Source organism: Pseudomonas sp. Leaf434, from assembly GCF_001425545.1.
Lineage (GTDB): Bacteria > Pseudomonadota > Gammaproteobacteria > Pseudomonadales > Pseudomonadaceae > Aquipseudomonas > Aquipseudomonas siliginis.
Window position 1 is genome coordinate 572,073 of record NZ_LMQZ01000007.1, and the last position, 11,988, is coordinate 584,060.

12 protein-coding genes are annotated in these 11,988 nt (G+C 60.9%); 10 read left to right on the top strand and 2 right to left on the bottom strand.

Going from position 1 to position 11,988, the window contains the following annotated elements:
- Positions 1-150 precede the first annotated feature (150 nt).
- From ASG55_RS14535 to ASG55_RS14580, 10 genes are all read left to right on the top strand, one after another.
- Positions 151-1,299 (top strand): DUF2515 family protein, encoded by a 1,149-nt coding sequence (locus ASG55_RS14535; RefSeq protein WP_056787698.1) that lies wholly within the window; start codon positions 151-153, stop codon positions 1,297-1,299.
- Positions 1,299-2,021 (top strand): hypothetical protein, encoded by a 723-nt coding sequence (locus tag ASG55_RS14540; protein ID WP_056787700.1) that lies wholly within the window; start codon positions 1,299-1,301, stop codon positions 2,019-2,021. Before ASG55_RS14535 ends, ASG55_RS14540 begins: the two co-directional genes overlap by 1 nt.
- Positions 2,000-2,506 carry an Hcp family type VI secretion system effector gene (locus tag ASG55_RS14545; RefSeq protein WP_056787703.1) on the top strand — a complete coding sequence of 169 codons (507 nt, stop codon included), beginning with the start codon at positions 2,000-2,002 and terminating at the stop codon, positions 2,504-2,506. The genes ASG55_RS14540 and ASG55_RS14545 overlap by 22 nt, the downstream gene beginning before the upstream one ends.
- Positions 2,503-2,979, top strand: a complete 477-nt coding sequence (locus ASG55_RS14550; RefSeq protein WP_056787705.1) for a hypothetical protein — start codon at positions 2,503-2,505, stop codon at positions 2,977-2,979. The genes ASG55_RS14545 and ASG55_RS14550 overlap by 4 nt, the downstream gene beginning before the upstream one ends.
- 138 nt (positions 2,980-3,117) lie before the next feature.
- A complete protein-coding gene (locus tag ASG55_RS14555; RefSeq protein ID WP_041480664.1) occupies positions 3,118-4,185 on the top strand; it encodes a DUF2333 family protein in 1,068 nt (355 codons plus the stop codon).
- Between the two features lie 3 nt (positions 4,186-4,188).
- On the top strand, positions 4,189-4,746 hold the full coding sequence (locus ASG55_RS14560; RefSeq protein ID WP_041480663.1) for an NUDIX hydrolase: 558 nt from the start codon (positions 4,189-4,191) through the stop codon (positions 4,744-4,746).
- A 315-nt stretch (positions 4,747-5,061) separates the two neighbouring features.
- Complete coding sequence (locus ASG55_RS14565) at positions 5,062-5,433, top strand: translation initiation factor Sui1 (protein ID WP_007914613.1); 372 nt, start codon at positions 5,062-5,064, stop codon at positions 5,431-5,433.
- A gap of 220 nt (positions 5,434-5,653) precedes the next feature.
- The gene (gene speA, locus ASG55_RS14570; protein ID WP_016771856.1) at positions 5,654-7,567 is read left to right on the top strand and encodes an arginine decarboxylase; all 1,914 of its coding nucleotides are present in this window, start codon (positions 5,654-5,656) and stop codon (positions 7,565-7,567) included.
- Between the two features lie 233 nt (positions 7,568-7,800).
- Positions 7,801-9,147 (top strand): type VI secretion system Vgr family protein, encoded by a 1,347-nt coding sequence (locus ASG55_RS14575; RefSeq protein WP_056787708.1) that lies wholly within the window; start codon positions 7,801-7,803, stop codon positions 9,145-9,147.
- Entirely contained in the window at positions 9,144-9,932 is a 789-nt protein-coding gene (locus ASG55_RS14580) for a DUF4123 domain-containing protein (protein WP_056787711.1), read from the top strand. Before ASG55_RS14575 ends, ASG55_RS14580 begins: the two co-directional genes overlap by 4 nt.
- Positions 9,933-9,939: 7 nt before the next feature.
- Here ASG55_RS14580 and ASG55_RS14585 read toward each other — a convergent pair whose 3' ends face one another.
- Together ASG55_RS14585 and ASG55_RS14595 are read right to left on the bottom strand one after the other, a co-directional pair.
- The gene (locus ASG55_RS14585; RefSeq protein ID WP_056787713.1) at positions 9,940-11,289 is read right to left on the bottom strand and encodes an MATE family efflux transporter; all 1,350 of its coding nucleotides are present in this window, start codon (positions 11,287-11,289) and stop codon (positions 9,940-9,942) included.
- Between the two features lie 308 nt (positions 11,290-11,597).
- Complete coding sequence (locus ASG55_RS14595) at positions 11,598-11,891, bottom strand: hypothetical protein (protein WP_039757018.1); 294 nt, start codon at positions 11,889-11,891, stop codon at positions 11,598-11,600.
- Between the last annotated feature and the right edge of the window lie 97 nt (positions 11,892-11,988).

The following is an 11,988-nucleotide window of genomic DNA, read 5'->3' on the forward strand; positions in this document are numbered from 1 at the left end:
CTTAGCGAGCAATCCTGCCAGCGCTGTCGACATTTCAGCGGCCTTGATAGGCGGCGTCTGACAGCGCTTTCTGATTTTTCTTCTACGCGCTTTCACCGGCCCGGTTGGCTGTTACGGTTCAGGGATTCCCCTAGCTGCCGTCCATCCGCCATGAGCCAATGTTTCACCGAACTCGCCAGTGATGCCCAGCGCCTCAATCACAACATCAGGCCCTTCGATGACTGCGCTTGCGACGAAGAGTTGTTGTACGGCGAGCGGGTGCAGGTGACAGAGGTGCCAGTGCTGACCTGCCAATGCCTCTGGCGGCGCTATCAGCGCGCCGCCGAGGCAATTGTCGCCCCGAACGGCGTGCTGATTGCCGATCCGGTCGCGCGCAACCGGGCGATCAACGCGGCTTATGCCCGGTTGTGGTTGCACGACTCACGTTTTCAATGGGCGGGCCTGGCGGCGTTTGCCTCCAAGCAGGTCGGCTGTGGCTTGCTGCATGCGGCACAGAGTATCGAACGCATCCGCGAGGAATACGAAGCGCGGCAGCGGCTGCGAGACAGCCGACGCGAATCCGGATTGCTCACGCCGGAAAAAATGCCGGGACAGGCCGAAGACCTGCGTGAATATCAACAGGCTCAGGCGCGTAATCCGCTGTCTGTCATGGATGCCCGGGTGCCAGGTGAAGAGCTGTCGGTGGCCGAGCAACAGTTCCGGCATGTCTACGAGATGATGGCAATGGGCAATACCACGCTGTTTCTGGATGTTTATCCGTTGCATCAGTTCTATGCGGTGCGGGGATTGGCGGAGTTGAAGAAATGTCTTCGCGACCGGGAGAAGATTCAAGGGCATGCGAAGTGGCCGGTGCTTTGGCCGGTCGGGCAAGACACCCTCAGGTTCGGGGATGCATATCCCGAGATAGAGGTGGCCTTTGAAGCAATAGAGGCTGGGAAAATCGCCGAAAGCGTGAAGCATTTGGCGTGGCACGAGCAGCAAAATATTCTCCAGCCGACCATTTACGAAAACAGCCACCTGGTTGCGCTTTTGCGCGGCAATCATTTTTCTTATGTCACCAACTTCCCTTCCGGCGTCGCTCAGGCCATCGAGCTGACGCTGACCAGCCAATGCCAGCGTGTCGATGATGGCCGGACCATTGATTTTGATAGCAGCCCGCTGGCGGATTTGTCCGATATCGACCAGCGAATGAAGTTTGTGCTGCGGGCGGCAAGTCGTTTTGATCTGTTGCTCAACGACAGCAACAAGGCGTTGTTGGCGCAGTCAATCCGCGAGATTGCGCTCAGGGAGGAGGGCTGATGAGCTTGCGCCTTCGGCAAATCAGCCGACGTCGCTGGGTGTGGATGATTGTTTGTGTGGCTGCTGCACTGGCCGCCTTGCGGCAATTGATGCAGCCGCTATGGAATGATCCAGTCATTACCTTGAGGATCGGCGAAACCTACGAGTACATGGAGGCACATTCAACCGCTCCGTTCAGTGTGTGGGATCGCGGCAGCAAGACTGTTTCCGGTGGCATTCCGAAGACGGATGCACGTCTGCGCTTCGTTGATCCGCAGTACGGGTTCGAGACGCCGCTGGCTCGGTTTTTCACCGTGACGTTCGTCAATAATCTGACCGTGAGCATCCGCATGTCTCCGCAAATCGAACCTCTGCTGATTGAGGACGCCATGAAGGTTGTTACCGATCTGCAGAGCCAATGGTGCGCAAAAGGCTGGAAACCGATGGGTACGCAGGGCGACCCGACAATTACGGACACCCCCGAATGGCGCGCATACGTCAGACAAGGAGTGCTTTCTGGGCGGTCATTTTGGCAGGCCGGCGACAAATACCAGGCAATGCTGATTCTAGGACGCTTCAGAGATTCCAGACATCTCGATCAGGAGCGCTACCTCATCACTCTCGCCGTGGCGAAACCCTGGATTCCTTTCGACGAAGTCGAAGATCGCCGCCTCGAATCCCATCACTTCCTCCCACCCCTACCCGAAAAAGGAGCCATTCCATGCCCATCCCAGCCTTCATGACCATCCACGGCAGCCGCCAGGGCCTGATCACCGCCGGCGCTTTCACCGAGGCGTCGGTCGGTAACGGCTACCAGAGCGGGCGCGAAGACAAGATCATGGTTCAGGCCCTCAGCCATGGCATGTACATACCCAAGGATCAGGGCGCCGGGCGGCGGATGCACAGGCCATTGATCATCACCAAAACCCTCGACAAGGCTTCGCCCCTGCTGAATATGGCGCTGTCCAGCGGCGAGTTGCTGAGCGAATGCCGCGTGGAGTTTTATCGCACTTCGGCCAGCGGCGTGCAGGAGCACTTCTACACGGTGGAACTGGAGGATGCGTTGGTCGTCGGCAGCGAACTATTGATGCCGCACTGTCTCGACAGCGGCACGTCGCACCTTACGCAACTGGAGAAAGTCCACTTCAGCTACCGGCGCATCTACTGGCGCCACGAAATCAGCCGGACGATGGGTTCGGACGAGTGGCAAGGCGAGGGACTTCGATGAGGCTGGTCCGTGAGCTGAGCCTGACCGACCACGAGCGCCAGCATGTCTGTTGCGTGGAAGAGGCGCTGGAGCACGTCAGCAGTCTGTTGAGCATGCGCCAACCGCTCGAAGGTCTGGATCAACTGCGGGCCGGTTTGATGATCAATCTGGACAGCGAAGTCCTGGCGCAGATCAAACAGGGTGAATGGTGCCTGATCAAAGCCGAAGCCGACTATGGCTACTGGCAGGGCGCTGAAGCGGTGTTTGAACAGGCCGTACTCGATCTGATGAACAACCCGCCCGAGCAGCCCACCCGCACCGCACGAATCTTTCGTCTGGTCGACAGCGTGACCGGTGAGCCGTTGCCCGCGCAGGCCTACATCGCCACGATCGATGGAATACCCAGTCAGCAACGAACTGACGCCCAAGGCATTGCACATCTGTTTACCGACGACCAAGTGCGGCAGCTTTCGCTGCGCATCTTCAACGTCTGAAATCTGCGTCTATCCTTTCGTTCGCGACGTCCTTCGCTTGTTTTGCGCCAGTGCCGCGATAGCGGGTGCTAGGCCTTGGCACGTTGTTGTATGGTTGTGGTCGAACCGTTGAACCCAAGTGATTGAAAGGATATCGCCATGCTGGACTGGAAAAACCGCGCGGGCAGCGCGCCTGAACGTGCCGCCGAGCCCAAGTCGGCCACCCGCAGCTATGTCGGCGGGCTGCTGTTCAGCCGGGCGCTGGCCACAGTGATCGGTCTGTATTTGCTGGTCACCATCGCGCTGGGCTGGTACTGGAGCCAGGAGCCGGAACTGTTTCCGGTGGCGCAGAACGCCCAGGTCGCTGCCGAGAAAGAAGGCAAGCAAATGGTGGTCGGCTACACCACGGTCGAAACCCTGAAGACCGTTGCCGGCACCTTGCTCAACAAGCCGGGCGGTTACATTTCCAATGACCGTTTCCCGCCGGGCCTGTGGATGGACAACACGCCGAGCTGGGAATACGGCGTGCTGGTGCAGGTGCGTGACCTGACCCGCGCCCTGCGCAAGGATTTTGCCCGTTCGCAATCGCAGTCGGCCGAAGACGCCGATCTGGCCAAGGCCGAACCGCGCTTCAACTTCGACAACAAGAGCTGGGTGCTGCCGTCCAGCGAGTCGGAATACCAGGAAGGCATCAACTCCCTGAGCCGCTATCAGTCGCGCTTGTCTGATCCGAACCAGAAAAACGCGCTGTTCTACGCGCGCGCCGACAACCTCAACAACTGGCTGGGCGATGTCGGTACCCGTCTCGGTTCGCTGTCGCAACGCCTGTCGGCCAGTGTCGGCCGGGTCAAGCTCAACACTGCGCTGAAGACCGAAGTTCCGGCAGTCGGCGAAGTGCCGCAGGTTGACGAAGAAGTCGTGGAAACCCCGTGGATGCAGATCGACAACGTGTTCTACGAAGCACGCGGCCAGGCCTGGGCGCTGTCGCATCTGCTGCGCGCCATCGAAGTCGATTTCGCCGACGTGCTGGCGAAGAAGAACGCCACCGTCAGCGTGCGCCAGATCATCCGTGAGCTGGAGGCTTCGCAAGAGCCGGTGTGGAGCCCGATGATTCTCAACGGCAGCGGTTTCGGCGTGTTGGCCAACCACTCGCTGGTCATGGCCAACTATATTTCCCGGGCCAACGCTGCGGTGATCGATTTGCGTCAACTGCTCAATCAGGGCTGATACGTGAGCCAGACTACAAGAGAGGCGGCCCATCGCGCCGCCTCGGACGCCGAACAGATCGCTTGGGTCGACGAACAGGACAACCTGCTCGGCGCTCTGGTGCGCTCCGATTTGCGTGAGCGCGGGCTGATTGGCCGTGGCACTTACATCATGCTGTTCAACTCCGCCGGTGAGCTGTGCGTGCACCGCCGTACGTTGAGCAAGGCGATTTATCCTGGTTACTGGGATGTTGCCGCAGGCGGCATGGTCCAGGCCGACGAAAGTTATGCCGAGTCGGCGGCGCGCGAGCTGGAAGAAGAGCTGGGCGTCAGCGGCGTCGAACTCACCGCTCACGATCACTTCTATTTCGAAGACACCGGCAACCGTCTGTGGTGTTCGGCATTTTCCGCTGTATGGGACGGGCCGCTGAAACTGCAGCCGGAAGAAGTCCTCGAAGCGCGATTCATCCCTGTCGAACAGGTCATGCGCGAAATCAGCGAAAAGCCTTATTGCCCGGACTCTCTGGCCGCGTTAAGGCGCTATCTCAAGGCGCAGCAAAGCAACGTCGCAAAGAACACATGAATTGGCGCCGATTGGCACTTAGCAATCGCGATTTTTGCCGTTACACTGCGCGACCTTTTCAAGCTGCACCGGATAGCTTGAGGTTGGCCTGCAGATTTACCGTAGGAGCTGCCGAAGGCTGCGATCTTTTGATCTTGCCGTTAAAGATCAGGATCAAAAGATCGCAGCCTCGTTGCACTCGTCAGCTCCTACAGATTCAGTCCAGCGTCCAAAGTTTTCCGATGCAGTAGCGCTGCCCCTGCCTGAGTGGGGCTTCGCGGTCGCTGACCTTGCCCAAGGTTGCGATCAGTCTTTGTCCTCCCGAGAGGATTGCCGGTGGCCAAGAAAGCCGCATCCTTCGCCGCCCTGGGCGGCCTGGTATTTTCCACCGACGCAGGTCGTCATTGCCCGGAATGCAGCAAGCCGGTGGACGCCTGTATCTGCAAACAAACCGTGATCCCGGCCGGTGACGGCATTGCCCGCGTGCGTCGCGAAAGCAAAGGGCGTGGCGGCAAGACGGTGACCACCATCACCGGCGTGCCCCTGGCCGAAGACGCGCTCAAGGAGCTGGCGACGACGTTGAAGAAACGTTGTGGCACCGGCGGGGCGTTGAAGGACGGCATCATCGAAATCCAGGGCGATCACGTCGAGCTACTCTTGGCAGAGCTGATCAAGCACGGTTTCAAAGCGAAGAAGTCCGGCGGCTAGCAGCCTCTGTGAAACCCTCCGGCGGCTTGATCCGGCTTCGAGTGTTCTCGGATCCGGCGTCGTCGCCATGGTTTTCACAGAGCCTGTTCATGACCGGTTTCTAAACTCCACGCAGTCAGTGCGGTCTACCGCCGCACTGACGAACCGTCATTTTCATTCTTTAGACTGCGCCGGCCTGAACGTCAGGCGACGCACTCTGACTTCTTTATAGGGGACTTCGATGTCCGTACGACGCACACGTAAAGACGATGGCAGCCAATGGACAGTTGCGGACAGCCGCAGCGTTTACGGGATTCGCCATTGGGGGGCCGGGTATTTCGCGATCAATGAAGCCGGTCGCGTCGAAGTACGTCCGAACGGCCCGAGCAGCTCGCCTATCGATCTGTTCGAGCAAGTCGACCAACTGCGCAAGAGCGGTTTGTCCTTGCCGCTGCTGGTGCGGTTCCCCGACATCCTGCAAGACCGTGTCCGTCAGTTGACCGGTGCTTTCGATTCGAACATCGAGCGCCTGGAATACCAGAGCAAATACACTGCGCTGTACCCGATCAAGGTCAACCAGCAGGAAGCGGTGATCGAGAACATCATCGCCACCCAGAACGTTTCCATCGGTCTGGAAGCCGGCTCCAAGCCTGAACTGCTGGCCGTGCTGGCGCTGGCGCCGAAGGGCGGCACCATCGTCTGCAACGGTTACAAGGACCGCGAGTTTATCCGTCTGGCGCTGATGGGCCAGAAGCTCGGCCACAACGTGTTCATCGTCATCGAGAAAGAATCCGAAGTCGGCCTGGTGATCGAAGAAGCCGCCTCGCTGAAGGTCAAGCCGCAGGTGGGTCTGCGCGTGCGCCTGTCGTCGCTGGCCTCGTCGAAATGGGCGGACACCGGTGGCGAAAAATCCAAATTCGGTCTGTCGGCGGCGCAACTGCTGTCGGTGGTCGAGCGCTTCCGTGGCGCCGGTCTGGATCAGGGCATCCGCCTGCTGCACTTCCACATGGGTTCGCAGATTGCCAACCTCGCTGACTATCAGCACGGCTTCAAGGAAGCGATCCGTTATTACGGCGAATTGCGCAACCTCGGTCTGCCGGTCGATCACATCGACGTCGGCGGCGGCCTCGGTGTCGACTACGACGGCACGCATTCGCGCAACGCCAGTTCGATCAACTACGACATGGACGATTACGCCGGTGTCGTGGTCGGCATGCTCAAGGAATTCTGCGACGCGCAGAGCCTGCCGCATCCGCACATCTTCTCAGAGAGTGGCCGTTCGCTGACCGCGCACCACGCAATGCTGGTGGTGCAGGTCACCGACGTCGAGAAACACAACGACGAAATCCCGCTGATCGAAAACAAGGAAAGCCTGCCGGAAACCGTGCAGTGGCTGGTCGATCTGCTCGGCCCGACCGACATCGAAATGGTCACCGAAACCTACTGGCGCGCCACCCACTACATGAGCGACGTGGCCGCGCAGTATGCCGACGGCAAGCTGACCCTGGCGGAAAAAGCCCTCGCCGAGCAGTGCTACTTCGCCGTGTGCCGTCGCCTGCACAACTCGCTGAAAGCGCGTCAGCGTTCGCACCGCCAGGTGCTCGACGAACTCAACGACAAGCTGGCCGACAAGTACATCTGCAACTTCTCGGTGTTCCAGAGCCTGCCGGACACCTGGGCGATCGATCAGGTGTTGCCGATCATCCCGCTGCATCGCCTCGACGAAGAGCCGCTGCGCCGCGCGGTGCTGCAGGATCTGACCTGCGACTCCGATGGCAAGATCAACCAGTACGTCGACGAGCAGAGCATCGAAACCAGCCTGCCGGTGCACGCGTTGAATGAAGGCGAAGATTACCTGCTGGGCGTGTTCCTGGTCGGCGCCTATCAGGAAATCCTCGGCGACATGCATAACCTGTTCGGTGACACCGACTCGGTGAACATCTACCAGAACGCCGATGGCAGCGTGTACCACGCCGGTATCGAGACCCACGACACCATCGAAGACATGCTGCGTTACGTGCACTTGTCGCCGGAAGAACTGATGACCCACTACCGCGACAAATGCGCCAGTGCCCGCATCAGTGCCAGCGAGCGCACGCAGTTCCTCGATGCCTTGCGTCTGGGCCTGACGCGCTCCTCCTATCTGTCTTCCTGAGACCCGATAGCGTTCCGCCCGGGTTGTCCGATTTTTTTCCGCAAGCTGTGGAAAATTCGGATAACCCGGTGGGACATCTCCTGATTTTTTCACGAAAACCTGTGCGATCACGGTCAGCAAACTCATCTGGTCTGCTTTTCGCGTAGGTCATTTCCTAAGTTGTACTTCGCCTCTCTACTCGGCCATGGCTCTCGGCGAGAATCCCCGGCCGCCCCTCCTGTAGAGATCCGCCCATGTTCGATCCAGTCAACGAGCCGTCGTTTCGTCTCGATGTAGCGGGCCTGTCCGACCCCTTCGAAGTTCTCGCCTTTACCGGAAGGGAAGCGCTCAGCGAACCCTTTGCCTTCGAGATCGATGTGGTGATCGACGATCCGCATCTGGATCTTGCCAGCCTGCTGCATCGTTCTGCGTTCCTGTGCTTCGGCTCGCCCGGCCAGGGTGTGCACGGCCAGTTGCACAGCCTTGTCCAGCACGAGCATGGCCATGGCTTGCGTTTGTGTCGAGTGCGTCTCGGGCCGAGGCTCGACTGCCTCGACCTGCGTTTGAGCCAGCGCATTTTCAGTGGCCGCTGCGTGCCGCAGATCATCGAACAGGTTCTGCGCGAGCATGGCATCGTCGGCTTGCAACGACGTTTCGACCTGCATAGCGACTACCCGACCCGCACCTTCTGCACGCAATACCGCGAATCCGATCTGCAACTGCTCCAGCGCCTGTGCGCAGAGGCGCGCATTCACTATTACTTCGAGCATCACCGCGACAGGCACTGCCTGGTGTTCGGCGACGATCCGACGCGAATGCCCCATGCAGACGTCGCGCCCTATCAGGGCCAGCATGACCAGCGTGGCGTCGCTCCAGCCGTCCGCCAATGGCAACTGCACGAAGACTCGCAGGCCAGCCAGCGAGGCCCCAGTGCCGAAGGCCACAGCGATCTGCCCGCCTTGCGCAGCGGTCAGTGGTTGCCCCTGGACGACCATCCTTTCATCGAATGCAACCGCCCATGGTTGCTGACCCGCATCGAGCACCGTGCCGATCAGTCTCTCGAACCGCCCTATTGCAATCGCCTGTTCGCGGCCGCGCGGGCACCCGTCTGTGCGCCCGCCGCTGCGCAGTCCAAGCAGCGCATGCACAGCCTGCAGCGAGCCTGGGTGGTCACCGTCGATGAGCCGCAGCCGGATTGCTCGCGGCCGGTGGCGGTGCAATTCGACTGGCTCTATCAGGGCGAAGGGGCTTCGCCGAGTCATTGCTGGCTGCCCCTCGCGCCTGACCTGAACGAGCTGCCCTCGGCGGCACTCGCTGATGGTGTGGAAGTGGTGGTGAGTTTTCTTGAGGGCGACCCCGATCAGCCGGTGGTCAGTGGTGTGCTCCAGCCCTCAGTGTTGCCAGAGGCTGCGGTCGAGGACGATGAACCGGTATCGCTCCCAGAACTGCTGGTGAGCGATGGGTTGCAGCAACTGTTGCAGTCTGGCGAGCCGTTGCTGCTGCTGTGCCTGATGCCGGGCGGTGGCAGCTTCAACCACTGCGCCGAGTCCGTGTGCAGTTGCCGGCTGCTCACCGCGCTCGATCAGAGCAGCGCACGATGAGCGGCGCGGCGCTTGAGCCCATGGCGCAATGGCTGTTGCTCGACACCCCGGACGCGGCACGCGCCCTGCTGACCTTGCGCCAGGGCTTTGCCGATGTGCAGCGGCACCGCTTGTTCGACGGCACCGAATTTCAGCCGGTCAGTGAGCACGGTCCGATTCTCGTCGATTTGCGCGAGAGTCCGGCATTGACCGCCTTGTGCCTGCGCGATCCGGACACCTGGCGTGGCCTGTTGCTGAGCTGCGAGATACCGGCGCAGCAGCTGCTCAGCCACTTGCAGCGCATGCTTACCGTCTCGTTCGGTTTGAATCACCGGGCCTTGCTCAGCTATTACAACCGTCAGACCGCCAGCTACTTCTTCGACGCCTGCGACGCCGCGCAACTGAGTCGCTGGCTCGGGCCAATCCGCCAGTTGCGCTGGTTTGGCGGCACCTGGGCCGACCGCGCCATCGGCAGTCAGGGATGGCAACAGCTGCGCAATCCCGGCCTGCTCGTCGAACCTTTGGGCATCGAAGAAAGCCTGACCCGGCGCCAGCGCGAACGCTTGCAAACCTGTCTGCTGGAGCAGCACATCTGGCGCTGGTGCCAGTCTCTGAGCGTTGATTACCAGACGATCGCTGTGCATGTGCAACAAGGTCTGGCGCTGGGTTTCAGCGATCGTGCTGTGCTCGATGGCTGGCTGTGGCTGCGCCTGCTCAATCCGCGCGCCGTGCTGGTTGTGCCGCCGGCCGGATTGACGCAGCCGGAACGGCTCGACTTTCTGCGTCGGCAGTGGGGCGCAGGCTGACTGTCCGTCAGTGAGCCTTGCCGCTGAACCAGCCATCGTGGCGCTTCAGCCACAGGGCTTGCGCGCCAAGGGTCACGCTGCGCAAGACCATGAACAGCAGAAAAGATATCCACAGGCCGTGATTGCCCAAGGCCTGCAAATACCAGGCGAACGGCAGCAACAGCAGCACCGTCAGCAGCATGCCGTTGCGCATTTCCCGCGCACGGGTGGCGCCGATGAACAGGCCGTCGAGCAGGTAACTCCACACCGCAATCAGCGGCAGCACGGCGAGGTAGGGCAGGTAGATGAATGCGGTGTCGCGCACGCTCTGAATATCGGTCTGCATCTCGATGAACAGGTGCCCGGCCAGCAGAAACAGCACGGCAAACCCGAGGCTGGCGATCAGCGACCAGCCGCCGGCCACCACCAGCGATCGACGCAATGCCAGGCGATCCCGTGCGCCAATGGCATGGCCGCACAAGGCTTCGACCGCGTGGGCCAGGCCATCCAGTGCGTGGGCCGTCAGAAGCAGGCCGTTGAGCAGCAGCGCGTTGGCCGCTACGGTCGCATCGCCGAGCCGTGCGCCCTGCACGGTGATCAGGAAGAACACCGATTGCAGGGCGAGGCTGCGGATGAAAATGTCACGGTTGACCGCCAGCAGCGGCCGCCAGCTCTGCCAGACTCTCAGTGCCGACCAGATGATCTGCCCCGGATAGGCGCGCAATGCCGTGCGCGTCAGCCACAGGCCGAGCAGGGCGCCGCTCCATTCGGCGATTACCGAAGCCCGCGCCGAGCCGACCACGCCCCAGTCCAGGCCAATCACAAACCACAGGTTGAGCACGATGTTGATCAGGTTGGTGCTCAGCAGAATCGCCAGCGGCGCTCGGGCGTTCTGCGTGCCGAGGAACCAGCCGACCAGCGCATACGTCGCCAGCGCGGCGGGCAGGCCAAACAGGCGCGTGTGGAAAAACTCCCGGGTCAGTTGCTCCAGCTCCGCCGACGGCTGCATGAAGTGCAGAGCGACGCCGCTGAGCGGCACGCCGAGGCCGCCGAGCACGACGGCCAAGCCCAGTGCCAGCAACAGACCCTGCAAGAGAATCTGCCGCAACGCCGCGCCATCGCTGCGCCCGGCAGCCTGGGCGGCAAATCCGGTGGTGCCCATGCGCAGAAAACCCATCGCCCAGGCAAGAAACGTGTACAGACTGGCGCCGACCGCCACCGCGCCCAATTGATGGGCATGGGGCAAGTGACCGATGACAGTGCTGTCGACCAGCGCCACCAGCGGCACGGAAATATTGGAAAGAATCATCGGCGCGGCGAGCGCCCAGACCTTGCGGTGAGTCGGGCGGTCGCGCCAGTCGGTAATCAGTGAGGACATGCAGGCTCCTTGGGGGAGCGGGGATTGTAGCGGCAGAAACACCCTCACCCCAGCCCTCTCCCAGAGGGAGAGGGGGCCGATCTTCGTCGCTCTCAAGCGTGAGTTCGACTCGATATTGCAGGTCGGTGGAGAATTTCAAAGCAACGCGGTCAGCTCCCCCTCTCTCCGGGAATGGGAGAGGGAGCCGATCTTCGTCGCTCTCAAGCGTGAGTTCGACTCGATATTGCAGGTCGGTGGAGAATTTCAAAGCAACGCGGTCAGCTCCCTCTCCCTCTGGGAGAGGGCTGGGGTGAGGGGCTTTTGAAGCGCTAGTGAATAATCCAGCTCAACAACCACAACCCCAGCAGCAACCAGATGATCCCGGCAATGATCGACGCGTTCATGAACGCCCGGATCGCCGACCACAGCAGCATCAGGCCAACGATCAGGGCGATGATGCTGATGATCGAGGTGTCCATCCCCAGCGTTTGCGCCAGGCCGTCGACAAAGTTGCCGCCGGCATTGCTGAGCATATTGAACAGGCCGCTGAGGCCATCGACGATAAAGCGGATGACCGAACCGAGTGCCTGGCCTAGCCATTCGAAAAAGCTTTCTACACGCATGTGTGCATCCCTGATGAAAGAGCTGAGCCTTGGGCCACGCCGAGGGCGGCCGAGTTCCCTGCATGATAGAAGGTTTGCCCGGATCATGTGTGGGAGC

Bases quoted from the DNA above. Each gene is read 5' to 3' on its own strand.
- ASG55_RS14580 (WP_056787711.1), top strand. From the start codon at position 9,144: ATGAGCGGCGCGGCGCTTGAGCCCATGGCGCAATGGCTGTTGCTCGAC.
- ASG55_RS14555 (WP_041480664.1), top strand. From the start codon at position 3,118: ATGCTGGACTGGAAAAACCGCGCGGGCAGCGCGCCTGAACGTGCCGCC.
- ASG55_RS14535 (WP_056787698.1), top strand. From the start codon at position 151: ATGAGCCAATGTTTCACCGAACTCGCCAGTGATGCCCAGCGCCTCAAT.
- ASG55_RS14585 (WP_056787713.1), bottom strand. From the start codon at position 11,289: ATGTCCTCACTGATTACCGACTGGCGCGACCGCCCGACTCACCGCAAG.
- ASG55_RS14595 (WP_039757018.1), bottom strand. From the start codon at position 11,891: ATGCGTGTAGAAAGCTTTTTCGAATGGCTAGGCCAGGCACTCGGTTCG.
- ASG55_RS14540 (WP_056787700.1), top strand. From the start codon at position 1,299: ATGAGCTTGCGCCTTCGGCAAATCAGCCGACGTCGCTGGGTGTGGATG.
- speA (WP_016771856.1), top strand. From the start codon at position 5,654: ATGTCCGTACGACGCACACGTAAAGACGATGGCAGCCAATGGACAGTT.
- ASG55_RS14575 (WP_056787708.1), top strand. From the start codon at position 7,801: ATGTTCGATCCAGTCAACGAGCCGTCGTTTCGTCTCGATGTAGCGGGC.
- ASG55_RS14545 (WP_056787703.1), top strand. From the start codon at position 2,000: ATGCCCATCCCAGCCTTCATGACCATCCACGGCAGCCGCCAGGGCCTG.
- ASG55_RS14550 (WP_056787705.1), top strand. From the start codon at position 2,503: ATGAGGCTGGTCCGTGAGCTGAGCCTGACCGACCACGAGCGCCAGCAT.